The 22,589-nt window shown below is 70.7% G+C and carries 15 protein-coding genes; 12 read left to right on the plus strand and 3 right to left on the minus strand.

The annotated features are described in order from the left end of the window. Nucleotides 1-3: 3 nt before the first annotated feature. Entirely contained in the window at nucleotides 4-1,095 is a 1,092-nt protein-coding gene (locus LXT23_RS47270) for a hypothetical protein (protein ID WP_253987134.1), read from the minus strand. Between the two features lie 28 nt (nucleotides 1,096-1,123). Continuing rightward, the gene (locus LXT23_RS47275; protein WP_253987135.1) at nucleotides 1,124-1,981 is read right to left on the minus strand and encodes a LysM domain-containing protein; all 858 of its coding nucleotides are present in this window, start codon (nucleotides 1,979-1,981) and stop codon (nucleotides 1,124-1,126) included. Nucleotides 1,982-2,029: 48 nt separating this feature from the next. Here LXT23_RS47275 and LXT23_RS47280 point away from each other — a divergent pair, with 48 nt between their 5' ends. From LXT23_RS47280 to polA, 12 genes are all read left to right on the plus strand, one after another. Beyond that, nucleotides 2,030-2,188, plus strand: coding sequence for a hypothetical protein (locus tag LXT23_RS47280; protein ID WP_253987136.1), 159 nt, complete (start codon nucleotides 2,030-2,032; stop codon nucleotides 2,186-2,188). Between the two features lie 200 nt (nucleotides 2,189-2,388). Further along, nucleotides 2,389-4,707, plus strand: a complete 2,319-nt coding sequence (locus tag LXT23_RS47285) for a serine/threonine-protein kinase (RefSeq protein ID WP_253987137.1) — start codon at nucleotides 2,389-2,391, stop codon at nucleotides 4,705-4,707. A gap of 83 nt (nucleotides 4,708-4,790) precedes the next feature. Further along, complete coding sequence (glyQ, locus tag LXT23_RS47290; protein WP_253987138.1) at nucleotides 4,791-5,783, plus strand: glycine--tRNA ligase subunit alpha; 993 nt, start codon at nucleotides 4,791-4,793, stop codon at nucleotides 5,781-5,783. Further along, nucleotides 5,773-7,884 carry a glycine--tRNA ligase subunit beta gene (gene glyS, locus LXT23_RS47295; RefSeq protein WP_253987139.1) on the plus strand — a complete coding sequence of 704 codons (2,112 nt, stop codon included), beginning with the start codon at nucleotides 5,773-5,775 and terminating at the stop codon, nucleotides 7,882-7,884. The genes glyQ and glyS overlap by 11 nt, the downstream gene beginning before the upstream one ends. 146 nt (nucleotides 7,885-8,030) lie before the next feature. Beyond that, complete coding sequence (locus LXT23_RS47300) at nucleotides 8,031-9,527, plus strand: YncE family protein (protein WP_253987140.1); 1,497 nt, start codon at nucleotides 8,031-8,033, stop codon at nucleotides 9,525-9,527. Next, the gene (locus LXT23_RS47305; protein ID WP_253987141.1) at nucleotides 9,524-11,569 is read left to right on the plus strand and encodes a hypothetical protein; all 2,046 of its coding nucleotides are present in this window, start codon (nucleotides 9,524-9,526) and stop codon (nucleotides 11,567-11,569) included. Before LXT23_RS47300 ends, LXT23_RS47305 begins: the two co-directional genes overlap by 4 nt. 63 nt (nucleotides 11,570-11,632) lie before the next feature. Beyond that, entirely contained in the window at nucleotides 11,633-12,514 is an 882-nt protein-coding gene (locus LXT23_RS47310) for an FHA domain-containing protein (protein WP_253987142.1), read from the plus strand. A gap of 120 nt (nucleotides 12,515-12,634) precedes the next feature. After that, nucleotides 12,635-13,171: an A24 family peptidase gene (locus LXT23_RS47315; protein ID WP_253987143.1), complete on the plus strand. Its 537-nt coding sequence runs from the start codon at nucleotides 12,635-12,637 to the stop codon at nucleotides 13,169-13,171. A 26-nt stretch (nucleotides 13,172-13,197) separates the two neighbouring features. Further along, nucleotides 13,198-14,646 (plus strand): type II and III secretion system protein family protein, encoded by a 1,449-nt coding sequence (locus LXT23_RS47320; protein WP_253987144.1) that lies wholly within the window; start codon nucleotides 13,198-13,200, stop codon nucleotides 14,644-14,646. Between the two features lie 167 nt (nucleotides 14,647-14,813). Then, nucleotides 14,814-16,589 carry an ATPase, T2SS/T4P/T4SS family gene (locus LXT23_RS47325; RefSeq protein WP_253987145.1) on the plus strand — a complete coding sequence of 592 codons (1,776 nt, stop codon included), beginning with the start codon at nucleotides 14,814-14,816 and terminating at the stop codon, nucleotides 16,587-16,589. A 6-nt stretch (nucleotides 16,590-16,595) separates the two neighbouring features. Continuing rightward, a complete protein-coding gene (locus LXT23_RS47330) occupies nucleotides 16,596-18,848 on the plus strand; it encodes an FHA domain-containing protein (protein WP_253987146.1) in 2,253 nt (750 codons plus the stop codon). Nucleotides 18,849-18,893: 45 nt separating this feature from the next. Then, entirely contained in the window at nucleotides 18,894-21,611 is a 2,718-nt protein-coding gene (gene polA, locus LXT23_RS47335) for a DNA polymerase I (protein WP_253987147.1), read from the plus strand. Between the two features lie 311 nt (nucleotides 21,612-21,922). On the opposite strand, the gene LXT23_RS47340 is transcribed toward polA, so the two are convergent. Continuing rightward, entirely contained in the window at nucleotides 21,923-22,465 is a 543-nt protein-coding gene (locus LXT23_RS47340; protein ID WP_253987148.1) for a hypothetical protein, read from the minus strand. Nucleotides 22,466-22,589: the final 124 nt, after the last annotated feature.

Genomic DNA, 22,589 nt, shown 5'->3' on the forward strand with positions numbered 1-22,589 from the left:
CGGCTAGTCCATCCGCTCGAGGAGCGTCAGCACGCCCCCGGGCCGGGTGCGCGTCACCAGGAAGGTGGTCATGTCGACCAGGCTTCCACCCTCGGGTCTCATGTTGCGGTCCAGAATGGCGTCCTCGATGCCGTCGCCGTTGAAGTCTCCCCGCGCGCAGAGCTCCAGCACGCCCGACTCCATGTCGCCCTCCACCTGGAGGGCGGTCGCACGGTCGGGGTGTGGCTCGAAGCGGACCTTGGGATCGATGTCGCTCCAGGTCTTCCCCTCGCGTCCGGCCCGAGCGTGCTCCTCGACATCTCCGCTCGCGAAGGCAGGAGCGAAGTCCGCGGGGAGCACCTTGCCGAGCGCCTTCGTGGTGAGGAGGTCCCGCAGGTGACTCACCTTCGCGGGCCGGGCCTCGGCGACGAGCTTCAGCACCCGGCAGCGGATGAGCTGGGCCTGGGCGGGGTAGATTTCGACGGTCGTCGTGACGTCGAGGTCGTCCAGCTTCACGCCCTCCGTCTCGGTGCAGCGGTTGACCTCGCGGTCCTTCCGCTGCGGAAGTCGTCCCTCGCGCAGCGCGATGGCGTGGTTCCAATCGCGCGCGAGGGCGGCGGCGGCCTCCTGCGGGGAAGCGATACGGAGCGACCGGGAGTCGACCCATACCGGGAAGCTCCCATCCCCCTGGCAGAGTCCCCGGTTGTGCGCGATGGCCTTCGCCACCCGGGACTCGGGGTCGAGCTCCGTGGGGGCCTCGTCGAGCACCTGCCGGCACAGCTCCGGCTGCCCGGCGCGCAGCGCGGCCAGGCCCAGGTCGGACACCAGCCAACCCCGGTCCGTGGCGTCCAGCGCGCTCCAGCAGGATTCCTTCGTCCGCCGCAGACCGTCCACCGCTTCGGCGTAGCGGCCCTCGCGGTAGAGCTTCTCGGCGCTCCGCCGGCTCTTGGTGAACTCCGGCTTGGAGCACCGGGCCGCGCTGGCGGAGGGCTCCGCGGCCCGTGCCGGCACGGCGGGCACCATCGTCAGGAGTGCGAGCAGACAGGGGAGGCGCCAGCGCGCGGCCCCACGGGGGCCCCCCGGCGCCTTCCGTGTCGTGTGCGTCGGCGTTCCCATGCGAGTCACCTGGATGGGCCTCCCGGACTCAGACGGAGAAGCTGAAGGGCTGGGGCTTGCGGGCCCGCTTCACGCGGAGGATGTGGCTCTGGTCCACCGCCAGCCCGGTCAGCGCGACAGGGCGGGGGACGTAGAGGATGCCGGGGTCGTCATCGCGGCTGAACACGAACCTGCCGCCCTCGTCCTTGCGGGTGCAGCCCACGGAGACCTCCAGCCGCTGCTGGACCTGGTCCGGGTCCGTCGTCCCCCAGTTGAACTGAGCGAGCGCATCGGCCGTGAGGCCATACATCTCCGCGACGCTGTCCAGGTTCTCGCCGTCGATGACGCGGTGCTCGGTCACCTTCACCAGCACGCGCTGCGACGTCGCCTTCGACTTCGCGCCTGCCTTCGAGGGCTTCTGGCCGGACCAGGGGCCACCGGTGCGCACCATGGCCACGCTGTTGCTCAGCGTGGCGCCGTCGACGAGGGACAGCACGTTGAAGGCCCCCTTCGGCACCTTCTCCATGTTGACGTTGCCATCCGCGTCGGTGGTGGCCTCCTTCTCCGACTCGTCGGCGAAGCGGATGAGGAGCTTGATGCCGGAGATGGGGCCGTCGGAGGCGTCGTCCACCACCTGCAGCCGCAGCGTGACGTCCTCCTCGGGCGTCACGGGCGGCTCGTGCTTCGCAACGTCCTCGCGGAAGGCGGGCGCACCGAATCGCGCGGGCGGCGGCGCCAGGGCCAGCCGCAGGTGCCCGAAGGAGAGCAGGGTGGCGGCCTGCCTCACCACGTCCTCGGACGAGCGCGACGCATGCAGCCCCAGGGGCGCGTGGGCCTGGACCAGCGTGCTCAGGGTGCGGAGGTTGGAGTCGTCCTGGGCCAGCTGCCGCAGCCGCCGCTCCAGCATCCAGCCCCGCCCGGCATCCAGGGCCTGGCACCCTTCGGGAAGCGGGTCATGCAGCGCGAGAAGGAGATACTCGCGCTGACCTTCTCTCAGGCGTTGGTGGATGCGCATGTGGGGAGCTCGGGCCGAAGCGACAACAACGGCTTCTTCAACCGGACCACAGGCGCCGGCTGGAATATTACAGATGACAAATATCCCACGGTGCTCTGACAGCTGTCCACCCGGCCCCTCCCCGAAGCTCTTGTCACTCGTTGCCGCCAGAAACGCTCGAAGCCGTAGCCGATGACCGGGCCGGGCTGATCCAGGCGCCACCCCGGGAAGGTCGGTGCATCCGCTGGGAGCGACCCGTCCCGAGGGGTAGGGCGCTTTCTCGGGAACGAGCATTGGCGTGGGCGGCGCCGGGAGATAACATGCGCGCCAGAATGTCCATGCAGGGTGGCGCCGGAGATGATCCCGACCGGGGGCGGCGCATCGGAAAATACGAGATTCTCACCCGCCTCTCCATGGGAGGCATGGCGGAGCTGTTCCTCGCCTTCACCTCGGGACCGGGTGGCTTCCGCAAGTTCGTGGCGGTGAAGCAGATCCTCCCGGACATCAAGAAGGACGACCAGTTCGTCAAGATGTTCCTGGACGAGGCGCGCATCACTGCGGCCTTCTCGCACGCGAACATCGGACAGGTGTTCGACCTGGGCGAGGAGGGCGGCGAGCTGTACCTCGCCATGGAGTTCCTGCCCGGGCAGAACCTCGAGCAGGTGGTGAAGGCCGCATCCCGGCAGGGCTACGCGCTGCCCATGGGCTTCATCGGGCGGGTGATTCGCGATGCCTGCCTGGGGCTGCACTACGCGCACCACTTCACGGACCCGTCGGGCCGTCCCGCGGTGGTGGTGCACCGGGACGTGTCGCCGAAGAACGTGATGCTCACCTACGACGGCGTCGTGAAGGTGATCGACTTCGGCATCGCCAAGGCGCGCGGGCGGCTGGGGCGCACCCAGGTGGGCACGGTGAAGGGGACCAGCGGCTACATGTCCCCGGAGCAGGTGCGCAACACGGCTCTGGACGGCCGCAGTGACTTGTTCTCCGTGGGCGTGATGCTGCACGAGCTGCTCGCCGGGCAGCGGCTGTTCAACGGCCCGCACGAGGCCGCGGTGATGCTGCAGATCGTGGAGGGCGACATCCCGTCCCCGCGGTCGCTGAACCCCGAGGTGCCCGAGGCCCTGGAGGCGGTGGCGATGCGCGCGCTGGCACGCGACGCGGCCCAGCGCTTCACCAGCGGCCGGGAGATGGCGCGCGCCATCGAGGCCGCGCTCGGCCCGGAGCTCTTCGACGAGGACGGCATCACCGCGGTGATGGGCGACCTGTTCGCGGAGAAGCGGCAGAAGACCCGCACCCTCCTGGAGCTGGCCAGCAGCGCGGAGGACGCGCGCGTCAGCGAGGTCGCCGGTGCGCTCCAGCAGGACGACGGCGGGGACTCCTCGCCCACCTCGCAGGTGCCGGCCCAGCGCACCCGCGCCGCCGCGGCCACGCGCGCCGGCAGCGGCCCCAAGCCCGTGCCCCAGCGCCGTCCGACGGAGACGGCCGCCGTCGCCACGCGTGTCTCCACCGGCAGCGCCCCCAAGCCCGTGCCCCAGCGCCGCCCCACCGAGACGGGCGTGTCCGCCTCGCGCACGCCCCGGCCCACACAGGGCGGGGAGCAGGTCTCGCGCACGCCCCGGCCCCGGCCTCCGCCCCGGCAGGAGGCCGTCGAGCCCGAGCCCGACTCGCTGCTCGACGAGCCGAGCGACCTGGCCACGCAGCGCTTCCGCTCGCGGCCTCCGCGCCCTGGCGCGGAAGGGGCGCGCACCCCGGGGCGCCCGCCGCGTCCGGCCACGTCCCGCCGGTCCGACACCCCCGTGGAGCTTCCCGCCGCGCGCCCGGCGTCCCGCTGGGTGGGGCGGCTCGTCCTGCTCGCGATTCTGGGCGGGCTGGGCTGGCTGTCGACGCTCCCTGCCGTGCGCGCGCAGTTCGTCCCCGCATTTGAGTCCGCGAGGGCCTGGGTGAAGGCGGAGATGGACCCCCCGCCCGCGGTGGACCCCGCCACCAACGCCCCCTGGCCTCCGCCGCAGAAGTCGGGCCCGCCGCCGGGCTTCCCGCGTGGCGTGGAGGCCCCGGCGCCCGTCGCGGCCGCCCCCGAAGCCCTGGCTCCGGAGGTCGCGCCCCCGGCCGATGCCCCCGACACGGCGTCGGCCGGCACCGAAGCGCCGCCGGAGCAGAAGGGGACCCGGACGGCCTCGGCTGGCACCGTGCCCGCACGCAAGGGCAAGGAGGGCAGCTCGCCCGCCAACTGGGCGTCCGGGTCGCGGACTTCCGGCGAAGAGGGCAAGCCGGCGAAGCGCACCAAGGTGAAGGCGGAGCCGGAGACGCCGGCCGCGGAGCCCGTCACCACCGTGACGCAGAACCCGGAGGGGATGGGCGAGGTGCTGGACACCAGCACCCCCAAGGGCGCGGCGAAGGCGGGGCTCGGGTGGATAACGCTCCACACCGTGCCTCGCGCGGCGGTGTTCGACGGGTCCACCTCGCTGGGCACCACGCCGCTGTTGAAGTTCCCCCTGCCGGTGGGCACCTACCGCCTGCGGGTGGTGGACCCCACGGACACGGAGTCGGCGAGCAGGCTCCTGTCCGCTCCCATCCGCCCCGGCGAGGTGACGAAAATCCAGATTCGACTGGCGGACCTCCCTCTGTACAAGGAGTGAGTACCGTCCTTGACGCTCTGGACCCCCATCACTAGGGTCCGCGCGTTTCTCCTTCGACGCACTGCGAGAAGGATTCGCCAGCTATGTACTTTCAGGACCTCATCTTCACGCTCCAGAAGCACTGGGCCGACCTGGGCTGCATCAACACCCAGCCCTATGACCTCGAGGTCGGCGCGGGCACCATGGCCCCGTACACCTTCCTGCGCGCCCTCGGTCCGGAGCCCTGGAACGTGGCCTACGTCCAGCCGTCGCGGCGTCCCGCCGACGGCCGCTTCGGTGAGAACCCCAACCGCCTGTTCCAGCACCACCAGTTCCAGGTCATCCTCAAGCCCGCGCCGAAGAACGTCCAGGAGCTGTACCTGGAGTCGCTGCGCAAGATTGGCGTCGACCCCATGGAGCACGACCTGCGCTTCGTGGAGGACGACTGGGAGTCGCCCACGCTCGGCGCCTGGGGCCTGGGCTGGGAGGTGTGGTGTGACGGGATGGAGGTGACGCAGTTCACCTACTTCCAGCAGTGCGGCGGCTTCGACTGCAAGCCCGTCGCCGCGGAGCTCACCTACGGGCTCGAGCGGCTCTGCATGTACCTGCAGAACGTGGAGAACGTCTTCGACATCGAGTGGGTCAAGGGCGTGAAGTACCGCGAGGTCTTCCACCCCAACGAGGTGGAGATGAGCAAGTACGCGCTCCACGAGTCGGACCCGCAGATGCTCTTCGCGCTGTTCGACGCGTATGAGAAGGAGTGCAAGCGCCTCATCGAGCGCCAGCTCCCGCTGCCCGCGTACGACTACGCGCTGAAGTGCTCGCACGCGTTCAACCTGCTGGACGCGCGCGGCGCCATCTCCGTCACGGAGCGCGCCAACTTCATCAAGCGCGTGCGCGACAACGCGCGCCTGTGCGCGGAGGGCTACCTCCAGATGCGCGAGCGGCTGGGCTACCCGCTGCTGAAGACGCCGTGGACGGTGGGCGCGCAGCCCCCGGTGCTCGAGGGCAAGCCCGCCAGCGACTACTGGAAGACGGTGCAGCTGAACAAGCCCGTGGAGAAGAAGGAGAAGGCGGAGGTGGCCCGTGGCGCGTGACCTGCTCCTGGAAGTGGGCGCCGAGGAGATTCCGGCGTCGTTCATCGGCCCCGCGCTGGAGGACCTGCAGCGCGTGCTCACCGAGCGCATGGCCGAGGCCCGGCTGAAGCACGGCGAGGTCCGCGTCTTCGGCACCCCGCGCCGCCTGGCGGTGTGGGTGAAGGGCGTGGCGGACGCGGGCGAGGACGTGGTGAAGGAGGTGCTGGGGCCCAGCGCCAAGGCGGCCTTCGACGCGCAGGGCAAGCCCACCAAGGCGGCGGAGAAGTTCGCCGAGGGGCTCAAGCTGTCCGTGGACCAGCTGGGCCGCGCCACCACGGCCAAGGGCGAGTACCTGTCCGCGCGCGTGGAGGAGAAGGGCCGCCCCGCGGCGGACATCCTCCAGGACGCGCTGCACACGGCGGTGCGCGGCATCAACTTCCGCAAGTCCATGCGCTGGGGTGACGTGGACGTGGCCTTCGCGCGCCCGGTGCAGTGGGTGGTGGCCCTGCTGGGCGGCGACGTGCTGCCCGTCGTCTTCGGAGACGTGAAGAGCGGCCGCACCACCTACGGCCACCGCTTCCTCGCGCCCGGGGCCATCGAGCTGAAGGCGCCCGCGGACTACGAGGCCGCGCTGGAGAAGGCGCACGTCGTCGCGGACGTGGCGAAGCGCCGGGCCCTGCTGGTGGAGCGGCTGGGCGCGGCGGCGAAGAAGTCGGGCGGCCAGCTGCTGGAGGACGCGTCGCTGGTGGACCAGGTGACGAACCTGGTGGAGCTGCCCAGCCCGGTGGTGGGCTCCTTCGAGCCGCGCCACCTGGACCTGCCCCCGGAGGTGCTGGTGCAGGAGATGAAGAGCCACCAGCGCTACTTCTCGCTGGTGGACGCCGGCGGGAAGCTGCTGCCGAAGTTCATCGCCGTGTCCAACACGCCGGTGCGCGACGAGCAGCTCAGCCTGCGCGGCTACCAGCGCGTGCTGGCCTCGCGCCTTGCGGACGGCCGCTTCTTCTTCGACGAGGACCGGAAGACGCCGCTCGCCGACCGCGTGGAGAAGCTGGGCCGCGTGGTGTGGCAGGGCCAGCTGGGCACCTATCTGGAGAAGGTGGAGCGCTTCCGCGCGCTGGCCGTGTGGCTGGCCGGCCAGACGGGCCGGGCGGGGGAGGGCGCCACCATCGAGCGCGCCGCCACCCTGGCGAAGGCGGACCTCGTCACCGGCATGGTGGGCGAGTTCCCCGAGCTGCAGGGCGTCATGGGCCGCGAGTACGCGCGGGCCAGCGGCGAGCCGGACGCGGTGGCCCTGGCCATCTACGAGCACTACCTGCCGCGCGGCGCCGAGGACGCGCTGCCCACGCAGGACGGGGGCGCGTTCATCGGCATCGCGGACCGGCTGGACTCGCTGTGCGGCATCTTCGCCATCGGCAAGGCGCCCAGCGGCGCGGCGGACCCGTTCGCCCTGCGGCGCGCGTGCATCGCCATCATCCGCCTGGTGCTGGGCCGCGGCTACCGCTTCAGCCTGTCCGCCGCGGTGGACGAGGCCCTGCGGCTGCTCGCGCCGAAGATTGCCAACGCCAAGCGCAAGGCCGGCGAGCCGGCCCCGCGCGAGCAGGTGCTGGAGTTCTTCCGCGGCCGCCTCAAGGCGCTGTGGGGAGAGCAGCACCGCACGGACGTGGTGGAGGCGGTGCTGGCCGCCGGCTTCGACGACCTGGTGGCCGCGCAGAAGCGCCTGGAGGCGCTCAGCCTCCTCGTCGGCCGGGCGGACTTCCAGCCCCTGGCGGCGGCCTTCAAGCGCGTGGTCAACATCGTGGAGAAGCAGGGCAAGGACGTGAAGGGCGGGGAGACGAACCCGCAGAAGCTGGTGGACGAGCCGGAGCGCCACCTGCACACCGCCTTCACCCAGGCCCGCAACACGGTGGCCGGGCTGGTGAAGACGGACGACTTCACCGGCGCCCTGCGTGAAATCACCGGCCTCAAGCCCGCCGTGGACACCTTCTTCGACAAGGTGATGGTGATGGCCGAGGACAAGGACCTGCGGGAGAACCGCATCCGGCTCCTCACGGAGATTGGCGCCCTGTTCAACCAGGTGGCTGATTTCTCGAAGATCCAGGCGGAAGTCGCCGCGGCGGCCTGAGCAGGCGCCTGAAGGCCGGCTGCCCTCCGGGGGATGGAGCACACCCCGGAGGGCCCCGCTCCGTTCGCCAGGGGGCGCCCGGGAATTGTGGTTCCCCTTTCCGGTTGCCCGGGGGGAGGCCCCTTCCTACACTCCGCCCCCCTCTGATGCGCGCCTACCTTCTCACCGCCGCGCTGCTGCTCGTGTCGTGCGATACCGACCCCGAGCAGCGGCCTCCGCCGTCCACCCGCCTCGTCTACCCGAGTGGCCTCGCCTTCTGGCGTCCCGAGAGTGGCCCGTCCACCAACGGCTACCTGTACGTGGCGAGCGCCAACTTCGACAAGTGCTACGACTCCGGCTCCGTGATGGCGCTGGACCTGGACGCGCTGGGCGTGCGTCCCTTCGGTGAGGCCTTCACCGAGCCGGACTCCCCGGACCGGGTGGTGCCCTCCATCGAGAACCTGGGCATCGGCTCGACGTCGTTCGTGCAGATAGAGAGCTTCGCGGGCGAGATGGCGCTCTGGAGTCCGCCAGGCCGCACGCCGCGCCTGTTCGTCGCCTCGCGGGCGGAGGGCAGCTTCCTGCACGCCATCGACGTGGGCACGGACGGCACCAGCCTGAGCTGCGTGCAGGGCGGTGCGCGTGACTGCCGCACCAACGCCCTGTCCCTGCTCGACGTCCCGGGCGCGGCCGACGGGTTTCCCTCGGCCCCGGGCCCCCAGGGCATCAGCGTGGACCGGAACGACCCCGAGGCCTCCCTCTGGGTGACGCACTCGGAGCTGGTCGGCCCCGCGGAGTCGGCCGACGAGGCCGAGTTCCAGTCCTACCTCGTCTCGCTCCCGGCCTCGAACCCCAGCCGGGACGCGCTGGGCACGGGCAACTTCGTGGCGCTGGGCTCCGAGTCCCGGCTGGCCGGCGTCGCGCACGCCACGGCCATCGGCAGCCGGTACATCTACGCCTCCGGCCGCAACTCCTCCTCCGCCCAGCTGGGCGCCCGGGCCGCGCGCTTCATCCTGCGGCTGGTGGACCGGAGGGCGCCCGAGGTCGTCCTGGAGACGAACCTCGAGTTGGAGTACTTCGTGCGCGAGGCGCGCGGCGTCGCGGTGGTGCCGTCCGCCATCCGCGAGGTGGCGAACCCGCAGAACCCCGCCGCGCCCTTCACCGTCGTGGACGAGCGCCTCTACCTGCTGGCGCGCGGGCCGGACACGCTGCTGGTCCTGGACGTGGTGAACGCGGGCGGCACGGCGCCCGGGGCCGGGGACGCGCCGAGCGTCCGCATCGTCTCCGCGCTGCCCCTGCCAGAGGGCGCCAGCGAGCTGGAGGTCATCCGCCGGGCCGCGGGCCGTGGCAACCTGGTGGCGGTGACGGGCAGCGGCGACGAGGCCGTGTCCATCTTCGACGAGGAGGTGGGCCAGCTCGTCGCGCAGGTCCCGGTGGGCGTGAATGACCCGAACCAGCCCAGCCAGCCCTTCGGCCTGACGGCGGACGTGCGGGGCAACGCCGCCCGCCTCTTCGCCAGCACCTTCGGTGACGGCCGTGTCGCCGTCATCGACATTCCCGACCTCGAGCGGCCGCAGAACGCGCGGCTGGTGGCACGGCTCGGCGCCCAGCAGCTGCGCGACCCGCGCCAGGGCACCAGCGTGTGCCAGGAGACCTCCCCTTGAAGCGCAGCGCACTCGCCCCCCGTGGCACCCTCGCCGCCCTCCTTACCTGCGCCGCTGTGTCCGGCGCCTGCTCGGACACGGAGGTGCGCACCGGCGTCGCCGGCCTGTCCGGCACGTATGACCTGACGCTCGTCAACGACCTGGTCTTCGTCACCTCGTCGGACCGGGACGAGCTCCGGGTGCTGGACCTGTCCGCGAACCCCATGCAGTTCATCCCCGCGCCCAACCCGCTGGAGGCGCTGTCCATCCCGGTGCTGGAGCGCCCGGACGCGCTGACGCGTGACGTGGGCTATGACGACGCGGGCGCGGACGTGCCCGGTCCGTACGTGTACGCACGCAGCTCCGGCTCCTCGAAGATCTCCGTGGTGGCCGCGGACCGCCAGCGGCTGGTGCAGGTCACCGAGCCGCTGGAGACCGGCAGCCTCGTCACCGCCTTCGCCGCGCGTGCGCCCACGCCGGGCGGGAGCGCCACCAGCACGCTGTACTACGCCATCCAGGACCCCGACGGCGCCTTCGAGGCGGACACCGGGGGCGCGAGGGTGATGCGCCAGGAGCTGCCCGGCCCCGAGGCGCTGGAGGCCGGCACGGCCGTGCCGCCGGCGGCGCCGGTGTTCTGCCTTCAGCCGGGCGAGTCCGTCCAGGCGATGGTGGTGCTGAAGGGCGCCGGTGAGCTGGTGGTGGCCACGCGCCAGTCCTCCGGCCGCTCCGGACGGACGCTCCTCGTCACCGACGCGGGGCCGCTCGCGAGCTGCCTCCAGCCGACCGCGCCCACCGTGGACATGTCGCCGGGCTTTGGCAACGTGCCCGTGCGCCAGCTGGCCACCCACCCGCGTGTGCGCTTCCCCGATGACAGCATCGTTCCCGCCAACCGGTACGTCTTCGGCATCCGGGACGAGGCCGCCTGCGGCGGCGGGCGGGAGTGCTCCGGCGTGGTGGCCGTGGATACGACCACGCCGACTCGCGCGGAGCGGGCCCTCGACGCCGGCGGCGCCCCCATGCTGCCCATCTTCGCGTCCGGGGGGCTGCCCACCGGGCTGGCCCTCATCCCCGACGCCCGCCTGCAGTTCCGGCTCGACGAGGGGACTCCGCCGCCGGCCCTCGTCCCGCTGCTGGGCCTGATGCCGTCCTCCAACGGCGACATCACCCTGTTCTCCGCCAGCGACCTGCGGCAGTTCGACCTGTCCAGCGCCACGCCCACCGCCACGGTGGAGCTGCGCAACCGGAACGAGGCCCTGCTCGCGCAGCAGACGGCGAACCTGGTGGAGGTGACCCAGGACCCGTCGCTGCAGTCCACGGTCCTCTACGAGGGCTCCGTCTCCAGCGGGGTGTTCCGCTTCGTCTACCAGGGCGCGCTCCAGGGGCTGGTCGGCCTGGCCCGCAGCCCGGAAGACCCCCGGCTGTTCGAGGCCGAGGCGTCCGCGGCCACCCTGGCCCGGGCAGGGGACCTCATCATCCTGGACAGCGCGGACGCCGAGTGCGCCACGGCCCTCACGGTGGCGGCCGTGACGCCGGTGCCGGGCACCACGCGCGTGCGGTTCACGCTGGGTGACACCGAGCAGATTCCCGAGGAGTGCGCCGGTCTGGGCTCCTTCACCGTGCGGGCCGGGGGGGACCAGCCCTTCGTCCTGCAGGACGCGGGGGGCGGCTTCCTCTCCCGCGACGTGCTGGTCACGGCGTACGCCATCGCCACCGAATACTTCTACCACCCCATCGGCTTCAGCGACGTCTCCAAGTTCCCCCAGCCGCCTCCGCCGCTGCTGATGCGCGTCACGTCCGTGGCCCGTGAGCTGGTGCGGGGGGACCGGTACGTGGTCACCGTGTCGTCCGGCATCCGCAACTACATCTTCGACCTGGACGTCGAGGACCCGAACGCCGGCCTGGGGCTCTACACCCTGCCTGGCGCCGTGGCTGCCTCCCAGGCAGGCGGCCAGACCCTCAGAGCCTACATCGCCTACCCGTCGGCGGATGGCATCCTCCAGGTGAGCCTGGAGGGCGTGGTGGACAATGTGTCCAACTCCCTCCCCCTGACGCCCTTCGAGTAATTGGGCTCGCCCGGGGGGCTCTGTTATCTTCGGGGACATCCTGAATCACGCGAGTCAAGACCGATGATCGATCAGAACTCCCGCCCCGCCCGCAAGGTCGGCATCGCCGACCACCTGTGGGAGGCGTACGAAGAGATGGCCCAGCAGATGGGCTCGGATCGCGATGCGCTGATCAACCAGGCGCTCTTCATGTTCGCGCGCCTCAACGGCTTCATCGAGGTGAAGGCCCGCTCCGAGGGGCCCGTGGCCGTGGCCCCTGCCGCCGCGTCGCGTCCGGCGCCTGTCGCCGCCGCGCCCGCGCCGGCCCGTGCGGCGGCGCCCCCGGTGCTGGCGCCCGCGCCCGCCCCCAAGCCCGACCCCACGCCGCAGCCGGTCCGCGGCGGCGGCCGGGGCGCCGCTCCCGCCAACGAGGACCGCGCCTCCGCCAACGGCCTGGACAACGACCCGGTGCGCCGCGAGGTCGCCGAGCGCGTCCTGGAGACGGCCGCGGAGCTCGAGCGCCTCATCAAGGGCAAGAACGAGCCGCCTCCTCCCAACGACGACATGGTCGACGAGGAGGAGGAGCCGCTGCCCGACGCCGAGGAACCGGCGATGGAGGACGAGGAGCAGGCCGAGCCCGAGGAGGAGGAGGAGGCCGCGGACGAGGTCGCCGAGGAGGAAGAGGCCGGCGCCCTGTACCTCGTCACCGAGTCGGGTGACCAGGAGCGCATCATCAAGGAGCGCTTCGTCATCGGCCGTGGCAAGCACTGCGACTTCGTCATCAACTCCGGCAAGGTGTCCCGCGAGCACGCCGTCATCGTCCACGAGGGGAATGACTGGATCATCGAGGACCTCGGCTCGTCCAACGGCACCTGGTACAACAAGCAGCGCATCAAGCGCCGGAAGATCGAAGACGGGGACGAGTACTTCATCTGCAGCGAGAAGATCCGCCTCGTCGTCAGCTAGCGCGCGCCGTCCGGCCCCATCCGGCCCCGTCCCTGGGGGCTTCCGGGTGTTCGACAATTGACGGGCTCGGGGCGTCCCTGGTTTGATACCGGACGCCTGCCACGGATGGGACAGGCGTAGATGACGCCTGTTCAGATCGCGCTGTGGACGGTCCTTGGAGTAGCCCTGGTGATCTCGGTGGTGACGGACGTTATGCGCCGGGAGATCCTGGACGTGGTCACCTACCCGCTGATGGCGGTGGCGCTGGGCGTGCGCCTGGCCACGGAGGGCGTCGGAGATTTGGAGACCGGCCTCGTCAGCGGGCTGGTGTCGGGGGCGGGCCTGGCGGCGCTGCTGTTGCCAGCGGCGTTCCGGGGGCGGATGGGGTGGGGGGACGTGAAGCTGATGGGCGGAGTGGGCGCCGTCATGGGGTTTCCGGCGGTGCTGGCGGCCGCGGCGTTCATCTCTCTGGTGGGTGCGCTCCAGGCCGTGGTGACGCTGCTCTGGCAGGGCGCGGTGTGGGACACACTGGCGGCGGCGACAAGACGTTGGGCGGCGCGGGTGCATCTGGCGCGGGCGGACGCGCAGCCAGAGGCCCGGCGCCACATCCCCTACGGGGTGGCCATCGCGCTCGGAACCTTCTGGGCGCTGTGGTGGCAGCACGGCAGCATGAGTTAGCTCGGACTTCGGAAGGGATACGTACGATGTTCACTCGCTTCACGCACGCCGCGGCGCTGGGCGCCCTGGTCGCACTGGTGGCCAGCGGTAGCGCCCTCGCGCAGGAGGGCAACACGGTCAGCCTCGGCGTGGGCTCCCAGAAGGTGCTCAGCATCCCCGGCATGAGCCGCGTCGCCCTCGGCGACCCCGTCATCGCCTCGGCGACGACGCTGGGCTCCAACCAGCTGCTCATCACCGGCCTCGCCGAGGGCAAGACGACGCTCCTCGTGTGGAAGACGTCAGGCCAGCGCGTCAGCTACATCGTCGCGGTCCGCAAGCAGGACCCCAACGAGGTCATCTCGGAAATCAAGCGTCTGCTCGGGGAGATTGAAGGCGTCTCCGTCCGCATGGTGGGTGACCGCATCTACCTGGACGGTCAGGCCTACACCACGCAGGACGCGGACCGCATCAACGAGGTGGTGGGCCTCTACCCGAACGTGAAGTCGTTCGTGAAGATTGCCCCCAACGCCAAGAAGCTGGTGGCGCAGAACCTCAACGCGGCCTTCCAGAAGGCCGGCCTGAAGAACGTCCAGGCCAACGTCGTGGGCGCCACCATCTTCCTGGAGGGCTCCGTGGAGAGCCAGCAGGACCTCCAGAAGGCGGAGCTCATCACCAAGGCCATCGGCGAGAAGGTGGAGAACCTGCTCGTCGTCGGCATCAAGCGGATGATCCTCTCCGAGGTCCAGTTCGTGGAGATCCGCCGCAACAGCCGGGACCGCTACGGCATCCGCTACCCCACGGACATCACCGGCTCGGCGTCCGCGGCGGCGGCCATCACCCAGCAGCTGTTCCCCGGCACCTTCGGCGAGGGCGCGGCGAACCTGGGCCTGACGGCGGGCGCGGACTTCTCCATCGGCTTCCAGGGCAACGACGGCTACGGCCGCCTGCTGGCCCAGCCCAAGCTGGTGTGCGCCAGCGGTGAGAAGGCGGAGTTCCTGGCGGGCGGCGAGGTGCCCATCCCCCTCATCACCAACAACCAGTTCACGGTGGAGTACAAGAAGTACGGCGTCATCCTGAACCTGCGCCCCACCGCGGACCGCAACGGCAACATCCAGACGGAAATCGAGGCCGAGGCCTCGGAAATCGACACCTCCGTGTCGGTGTCCTTCGGTGGCTCGTCCGCCATCCCCGGCTTCCGGACGCGCAAGGTGAAGACCAACGTCACCGTGCGCCACGGAGAGACCATCGTCCTGTCCGGCGTCTTCAGCCACGACGAGCAGAAGTCCGTGTCCAAGATTCCGGGCCTGGGCCACATCCCCATCGTCGGCGAGCTCTTCAAGAGCCGCGGGTTCGACTCGACCAAGCGCGAGCTGGTCATCTTCGTGACCCCGCGCATCGTCAACCCGGACTCGGACAAGGTCCGGACCATCATCGAGGACGTGAAGAGCCGCTACAAGCAGGCCCGGTCCGAGGTGAACTTCAACATCTTCGACTGAAGCAGGGCGCCCCCGGGCGCTCCTTTCGGGCCCTGGGGCCCGGGTCCGCGGGCCGGCCGCCTCCCCCTTCCAGGGGTGGGTTGCCGGCCCGTCGCCTTGCGGGCAGGCATGCTTCGGCGGCTGGCGCTTTGAGGACGAATGGGCGCTTGCTAGCATCCGCCCCCACCATGTTTCTCATCACCCTCGCGGAAAAGGGCGGCGGGACCGAGCAGCGCGAGTACCACAAGAACGAGATCACGATCGGCCGCCTGCCCGGCAACGACATCATCCTCGCGAAGGGAAACGTCTCCAAGTACCACTCGCGAATCGTCGCCAAGGACGGGAAGTGCATCATCGTGGACATGAAGTCCACGAACGGCACCTTCGTGAACGGCAAGAAGATTGCCGCGCCTCAGGTCCTCAAACCGTCTGACCAGGTCTACATCGGCGACTACATCATCAACGTCGAGCCCCTCGAGGAGGGGCCGGCGATGACGCGCGCAGGCCAGCAGGAGGAGGCCTACGACGACGGGGGGGAGGAGCCCTACCCGGAAGAAGAGCAGTACGAGGAGGAGGAGCCATACGAGGAGGAGGCACCCCCGCCTCCCGCGGCGCCCGCGGCCGGCCGCATGCCGGCGTCCATGGCCTCCGCCCTGGCCAAGAACAAGAAGAAGGTGGACCCCCGCCAGGAGCGCTACACGCGCCTCCAGAAGGAGATCCACGACCGGCTCATCGAGTACCTCGACCTGCGTCGCATGGACATGGACCGGCTCGGGGACGACGAGCTGTGGCGGCGCACCGAGAAGGCCATCCGCGACATCATCGACCAGATGGAGGCGGACGGAGAGCTCCCGGAGGACGTGGACCGGGAGGAGCTGCTCACCGACGTCATCAACGAGGCGCTGGGCCTGGGGCCCCTGGAGGCGTTCCTCGCGTCGGATGAGATCAGCGAGATCATGGTGAACCACGCCAACCAGATCTACATCGAGCGCAAGGGCAAGCTGACGCTGGCGGAGAAGACCTTCTCCTCCAACCAGGCGGTGCTCGGCGTCATCGAGCGGATTGTCGCGCCCATCGGCCGGCGCATCGACGAGTCCAGCCCGCTGGTGGACGCGCGCCTCAAGGACGGCAGCCGCGTCAACGCCATCATCCCCCCGCTGGCGCTCAAGGGCCCCTGCATCACCATCCGCAAGTTCAAGAAGGACTCGCTGAAGATCCAGGACCTGGTCAAGTACAAGACCCTGACGGCGCAGATGGCCGAGTTCCTGGAGATGTGCGTGAAGGCGCGGCGCAACATCGTCATCTCCGGCGGCACGGGCTCCGGGAAGACGACGACGCTCAACATCATCAGCTCCTTCATCCCGGACGACGAGCGCATCATCACCGTGGAAGACGCGGCGGAGCTGCAGCTGCCGCAGGACCACTGGGTGCAGCTGGAGAGCCGGCCTCCCAACCTGGAAGGCAAGGGCGCCATCAGCATCCGCGACCTGGTGAAGAACTGCCTGCGCATGCGGCCCGACCGCATCGTCGTGGGCGAGTGCCGCTCGGGCGAGACGCTGGACATGCTGCAGGCGATGAACACGGGCCACGACGGCTCGCTCACCACGCTGCACGCCAACACCCCGCGCGACGCCATTGCCCGGCTGGAGACGATGGTGCTGATGTCCGGCATGGAGCTGCCGGTGAAGGCCATCCGCGAGCAGATCGCCAGCGCGGTGCACATGATCGTCCAGCAGACGCGCTTCTCCGACGGTACGCGGAAGATCTGCTACGTGACGGAGGTGTCGGGCATGGAGGTGGACATCGTCACCCTCCAGGACATCTTCTATTACAAGCAGGACGGCTTCACGGAGGACCACAAGGTGCGTGGCCGCTTCGTGGCCTCCGGGTTCGTGCCAAAGTTCTACGACGAGCTTCAGCGCAAGGGCATCCCCGTCAACATGAGCATCTTCCGGGAGGACTGACGCGCCATGGCCACCCTCGTCGTCCGTCTCCCCGACGGCACGGAGAACGAACACGAAGTCGCTGGTGAGCTGAAGCTCGGCCGCCAGCAGGGCTGCGACATCCTCCTCACGGAAGGGGGCGTGTCGCGCACGCACGCGAGGGTCTTCGACGAAGGCGGCACCGTCTTCATCGAGGACCTCGGCAGTGCCAACGGCACCTTCGTGGATGGCGAGCGCATCGCCGAGCCCACGCCGCTCACCTCGAAGTCGGAGGTCGTGCTGGGCGACTACACGCTGAGCCTCAAGGCGGAGGCGCCGTCCCGGGGGAGTGGGGCGCGCAAGGCGGCGAAGTCCGCGCCTCCGGCCGAGGACGTGGCGGTGGGCTCGGAGGGGGCGGGGGCCCGCGCCACCCGTGCGCTGCCCAGCATCAAGTCGAAGTCCCCGGCGGGCCCGGGCGCGCCGAAGCGGCCCGCGCGGCCCGCGGCGCCCTCGCGCCCGGGTGGGGCGGCCGGGGGCGGGGGCAGCACGGGGCCCATGCTTCGCGGGCTGGTGGGGCCGTGGGCGGGGCGGACGTATCCCCTCCGGGGCAAGGTCATCGTGGGGCGGCAGCCTCCGGCGGCGGTGATGCTGGAGGACGACTCGGTCAGCCGCCGGCACGCGGAGCTGGAGGCGGGCCCGTCCGGCGTGACGGTGAAGGACCTGGGCAGCGCCAACGGCACGCTCCTCAACGGGGAGCCGCTGGGGCCCGAGCCGGTGCCGCTGGAGCCGGGCGACCAGCTCCAGTTCGGCGTGGTGGAGATGTCCTTCGACATGGAGGAGGCCGCGCTGGCGGTGCCGACGCGGCGCGGCTCGGGCCCCATCCCCACGCGGCGGGGCGCGGGTGGCGCGGCCGCTGCTGCCGCGGAAGAGGATGCCGCGCCGCCGGGCCGCAAGAAGCTGCTGGTGGCGGCCGGTGGCGTGATGGCGCTGCTGGTGGTGGCGGCGGTGGTGAAGGTGGCGCTCCCGGGCGGAGGCGCGGCGGACGTGGACACGGGCCCCGCGGCGCCGGTCGACCCGACGGAGCAGGTGCAGGAGCTGCTCAGCGAGTGCCGCTCCTACGCCTCCAGCGAGCTGGGGGCGCCCAACTGGGCCCGCGCCGAGGAGGTCTGCACCAAGGCGCTGGACCTGGACCCCATCCACCCGGAGGCCAACACCCTCATCCGGCGCATCAAGCTGGAGAAGGAGTCCTACGAGCACTACTCGGCGGGCGAGAAGCTGCTGCAGCGCCTCAAGCCGGAGGAGGCCCTGGAGTCCTTCCGGAAGATCCAGAAGGAGAGCGAGTACTTCCGCCGCGCCCGGGGCAAGGCGCGCGAGGCGGCCGAGCAGGTGACGAAGCGGGCGCAGGAGGACTGCCGGCTGTACCTGCGCAACTCGCAGTGGAGCGCCGCGGTGCCGCGCTGCCAGGTGTACATGGCGGTGTGGTGCCAGAGCCAGTCGCGGGAGAGCCTGCAGCCGCCCCTGGGCTACACGCTGAAGCTGGAGGGCCGCCTGCGCCGCAACGAGTGGCGGCCCAAGGACTCGCTCTTCGTGAAGTTCCTCATGGCCCGGCAGCGGCTGGACCCCAACGCGGCGCCGTGGACGTGCCCGGCCTCGGACGTGCTCGAGTACGACGACCAGCCCACCGACCCGCGCTCCATCGTCGATGCGGCGGTGAAGAAGCGCTACACCAACAAGCTGCTGCAGGCGGCGGTGATGGACTACTGGACCGGCCGCGGCAGCGAGGCGCTGGCCACCCTCCAGGCGCTGCGCCGCAACTACGAGGCCGCGCAGTTCCACGCGCAGGCGGACGAGCTGCTGAAGACCATGTCCACCGTGGATCAGCTCTTCAAGGGCGGGCAGAGCTACCTGGCGGCCGACGACCCGGAGAAGGCCGCCGAGCCCTTCCGCGAGGCGCTGGACCTGGACAAGCAGCTGATGCAGGAGCTGGCGGAGTCCAAGCCGTCCTTCTACCGGCGCAACATCCTCCAGGACATGGCGGACAAGTCCTACCAGCGCGGCAAGGCGTGGGCGGACCGCCAGGACAAGCGCCGCGCCTGCAAGGTGTGGAAGCTGGGCTTCGCCTTCTACGCGGGCAACCCGGACCTCAACAAGGCGGCGGCCTTCTGCTCCAGCCTGGCGCTGGCGACCTTCAAGGGCTCGGGCGGCTGTCCCGACCTGGCGGCGGCGATGGACTACGCCGTCAAGGGCGACGGGGTGGAGGAGCTGGTGGTGGAGAAGAAGAAGGAGTGGAGCTGCCCCTGATGCGCGGCGTGGACAGGGGCGGACGGGCGCGCTAGGCACGGGGGCATGGCCGACACCAGCCCCTCGCGCTCCGCGCCCACCCTGGTCCTCATCGACGCGTCCGGCTTCATCTTCCGCGCCTACCACGCGATTCCGCCCCTCACCACGAGCAAGGGCGTGCCCACCAACGCCGTGCTGGGCTTCACCCGCATGGTGCTCAAGGCCCTGAGAGACCTGGCCCCCACGCACGTGGCGCTCGCCTTCGACAAGGAGAGCCGCACGGAGCGGCAGAAGATAGACCCCAACTACAAGGCCAACCGCGAGGGCCCGCCGGAAGATTTGGTGCCGCAGTTCGCGCTCATCCGCCGGGTGGTGGAGGCGCTCAACCTGCCCCTGCTCGAGGCGGCCGGCTGGGAGGCGGACGACGTCATCGGCACGCTGGCGGTGAAGGCGAAGGCGGAGGGCTTCTGCGTCCGCGTCGTCACCGGCGACAAGGACTTCGTCCAGATTGTCGAGCCGGACGTGCGCCTGTTCGACCCGATGAAGGACACGCACACCGGGCCGGACGAGGTGAAGGCGAAGCTGGGCATCGAACCCCGGCAGATGCGCGACTACCTGGCCCTCATCGGCGACGCGGTGGACAACGTCCCCAAGGTGCCCGGCATCGGCCCCAAGACGGCCACGGAGCTCATCCAGCAGTTCGGCGACGTGGAGACGCTGCTGTCCCGGCTGGACGAGGTGAAGAAGCCGAAGATTCGCGAGGCCATCGGCGCCCACCGCGAGAGCCTCACGCGCGCCAAGCAGCTGGTGACGTTCAAGACGGACCTGCCGCTGGACGTGAAGATGGCGGACCTCGCCCGCCGGGAGGTGGACGCGGCGCGCGCCCGGGAGCTGTTCACCGAGCTGGAGTTCTACGCGCTCCTCAAGGACCTGCCGCAGCAGGGGCTGCCGCAGGCGGAGCCGAAGGAGAAGCCCGCGCCGCTGGCCTCCTCGCACCAGGTGCCCGGCACGGAGGCGGAGCTGAAGACGCTGGCGGACGCCGTGCGCGCGGCGGGCTCCGTCTCGCTGGTGCCCGCGTACGAGGGGCTGCCCTTCGCCGCGAAGCTGGTGGGCCTGGGCGTGGCCCTGCCGGACGCGAGCACGTACTACGTGCCGCTGCGCCATGACGTGCTCGGCGTCACCCAGGTGAAGCCGGACGTCTTCACCGCGGCCTTCAAGGCCGTGCTGGAGGACGCGGCGGTGAAGAAGGGCGGGCACGACCTGAAGGCCCTCACCCTGGTGCTGGCCAACGACGGCATCTCCCTGCGCGGCGCGCACGACGACGTGGAGCTGCTCAGCTACCTGCTCAACCCGTCCCGGCGCGAGCACGCGCTGGCGGACCTGGCGCGCGAGCGGCTGGCGACGGAGCTGCCCGTGCTGCCAGCGGCGGCGGAGGGCAGGCGGGGCAAGAAGGACAAGGCGCTGGCGGACCACACGGTGGAGGAGCTGGCCCCCGGCTTCGCCATCCGCGCGGAGGCGGCGCGGCGGCTGGCGCCCGAGCTGTGGAAGGAGCTGGAGGCGGTGCAGCTGGCGGAGCTGGCGCAGAAGCTGGAGCTGCCGCTCTTGCCCATCCTCGCGCGCATGGAGCAGCGGGGCGTGAAGCTGGACACCGTCGAGCTGGCCCGCATCTCCGTGAAGGTGGACGCCGCCGTCGAGGCGCAGGTGAAGGAGGTCTACAAGCACGCGGGCCGCGAGTTCAACATCGGCTCCAACCCGCAGCTGGTGGAGGTGCTCTTCACGGACCTGAAGCTGCCCATCATCAAGAAGGGCAAGACGGGCCCGTCCGCGGACCAGGAGGTGCTGGAGAAGCTGTCCGAGGAGCACCCGCTGCCCGCCGCCATCATCGAGTACCGCAGCCTGTCCAAGCTGAAGAGCACCTACCTGGACACGCTGCCCACGCTGGTGGCCGCGGACGGGCGCATCCACACCACCTACCACCAGGCCGCCACCGCCACCGGCCGCCTGTCCTCCACGGACCCCAACCTCCAGAACATCCCCGTGCGCACCGAGCTGGGCCGTGAAATCCGCCGGGCCTTCGTGGCGGCGGAAGGGCACCAGCTGGTGTCCGCGGACTACAGCCAGGTGGAGCTGCGGCTGCTGGCCCACATCGCGGAGGACCCGGTCCTCATCGACGCCTTCCTCAACGACCAGGACATCCACACCCGCACCGCGGCGGAAGTCTTTGGCGTGCCCCCGGAGCAGGTGGACCGCGAGCAGCGCCGGCGGGCGAAGATGGTGAACTTCGGCATCGCCTACGGCCTGTCACCCCACGGCCTGGCGGCGCGGCTGGGCATCCCCCAGGAGGAGGCGCGCGACATCATCGAGCGCTACTTCATCCGCTACGCGGGCATCCGGAACTACCTGCTGGAGACGGTGGAGAAGGCCCGGAAGACGGGCTACGTGGAGACGCTCTACGGGCGCCGCCGCTACATGCCGGACCTGCTCTCCAAGAACCGGGGCGTGGCCCAGGCCGCCGAGCGCGCCGCCATCAACATGCCGATTCAGGGCACCGCCGCGGACCTCATCAAGATGGCCATGCTCGCGGTGGACGCGGAGCTGCGGAAGGAGGGGCTGCGCACCGTGATGCTCCTCCAGGTGCACGACGAACTGCTCTTCGAGGCGCCCGACGCCGAGGTGGAGCGGGTGAAGGCCCTGGCCATGAAGGGCATGTCCTCGGTGGCGAGCCTCAAGGTGCCCCTCAAGGTGGACGTGGGCGCCGGGCGCAGCTGGTCGGACGCGCACTAGCCCGCAAAGCAAGTGCGGGAGGAGCGCCCACCCCCGTAGGCGCCCCTCCCGCGTCCCTGCTCCCCACTGCTGCCCCACTGCCCCAACCACGACAAATGCGCCGAACCCGTCCGACCGGCGAGTCGCATGGACCCCCATCCACGCGTCTTGCCAGCAGCTCGCGATGCGCGCTCACCACTCCCCAGTAGGAGCACGCCTCCCCATGAGCGCGCCAATGGGCCCCCACCCACGGCACGCTTCCTCCCGCCGGCCTCGGACCCTCCCTGTGAGGAGCGTCAAGCCGGACGAGTCGGCCAACCCGTCCCAAACCCTCAGTGCATCGCCGGACGTCCGTCCTTCGCGTCTGGCGTTGCCCGCCTCACCCTCGACGGCCGCTCGAAGTACTCCACCACCAGCCCGCCGAAGGGCACCCGCGGCCCATCCGCGTGCGTGTTCTTCAGCCGCTGCAGCAGTGCCACCGCGGAGTCGACCGCTTCATCCACCGCGCGATTGATGCGCTCGCGCTCCCAATCCCCGCCGCCCAACACCTCCGCGGCATCCACCAGGCAGCGCCGAAGCGCCGCGAATTCGTCATAGAGGGCGCGCGCGCCGCGCTCCGGCGACAGGCGCAGCACCGCCCGCGTGCGGCTCCAGGGGCTCGTCTCCTCGCCCTCCAGCGTCCGGCCCACCTCGCGGATGAACGGCTCCACCAGCGCGTCCAGCTGGCCGAGCATCGCCGGCGAGGCCTTGCCCTCCGTCGTGGCCAGCCTCATCCGGCGCCACAGCGCCGCGATGCGGTCCGGCTGCTGGCGGAAGAACCGAGCCAGCACTCCCGCCTTACGTCCCCGCTCGTTCATGTCCAGTGCCTTCCGCATCGCGAGCAGAGGCCATAGCAAGGCGTCTGCCAACGGCTCGGGGGCACCCATTCCGAGGGAAATCAACCGCTTGGCGCGCACCCCCGGGCAAGCAGAGAGGCTGCAAGCAGGTAGAATCTTCAGG

This window comes from Pyxidicoccus xibeiensis, from assembly GCF_024198175.1.
Taxonomy (GTDB): Bacteria; Myxococcota; Myxococcia; order Myxococcales; family Myxococcaceae; genus Myxococcus; species Myxococcus xibeiensis.

What these genes read in the sequence shown, in the direction of transcription:
- LXT23_RS47270 (WP_253987134.1), bottom strand. Translation starts at nt 1,095, where the DNA reads ATGGGAACGCCGACGCACACGACACGGAAGGCGCCGGGGGGCCCCCGT.
- LXT23_RS47275 (WP_253987135.1), bottom strand. Translation starts at nt 1,981, where the DNA reads ATGCTGGAGCGGCGGCTGCGGCAGCTGGCCCAGGACGACTCCAACCTC.
- LXT23_RS47280 (WP_253987136.1), top strand. Translation starts at nt 2,030, where the DNA reads ATGCAGCGCGAGAAGGAGATACTCGCGCTGACCTTCTCTCAGGCGTTG.
- LXT23_RS47285 (WP_253987137.1), top strand. Translation starts at nt 2,389, where the DNA reads ATGCGCGCCAGAATGTCCATGCAGGGTGGCGCCGGAGATGATCCCGAC.
- glyQ (WP_253987138.1), top strand. Translation starts at nt 4,791, where the DNA reads ATGTACTTTCAGGACCTCATCTTCACGCTCCAGAAGCACTGGGCCGAC.
- LXT23_RS47300 (WP_253987140.1), top strand. Translation starts at nt 8,031, where the DNA reads ATGCGCGCCTACCTTCTCACCGCCGCGCTGCTGCTCGTGTCGTGCGAT.
- LXT23_RS47310 (WP_253987142.1), top strand. Translation starts at nt 11,633, where the DNA reads ATGATCGATCAGAACTCCCGCCCCGCCCGCAAGGTCGGCATCGCCGAC.
- LXT23_RS47315 (WP_253987143.1), top strand. Translation starts at nt 12,635, where the DNA reads ATGACGCCTGTTCAGATCGCGCTGTGGACGGTCCTTGGAGTAGCCCTG.
- LXT23_RS47320 (WP_253987144.1), top strand. Translation starts at nt 13,198, where the DNA reads ATGTTCACTCGCTTCACGCACGCCGCGGCGCTGGGCGCCCTGGTCGCA.
- LXT23_RS47325 (WP_253987145.1), top strand. Translation starts at nt 14,814, where the DNA reads ATGTTTCTCATCACCCTCGCGGAAAAGGGCGGCGGGACCGAGCAGCGC.
- LXT23_RS47330 (WP_253987146.1), top strand. Translation starts at nt 16,596, where the DNA reads ATGGCCACCCTCGTCGTCCGTCTCCCCGACGGCACGGAGAACGAACAC.
- polA (WP_253987147.1), top strand. Translation starts at nt 18,894, where the DNA reads ATGGCCGACACCAGCCCCTCGCGCTCCGCGCCCACCCTGGTCCTCATC.
- LXT23_RS47340 (WP_253987148.1), bottom strand. Translation starts at nt 22,465, where the DNA reads ATGCGGAAGGCACTGGACATGAACGAGCGGGGACGTAAGGCGGGAGTG.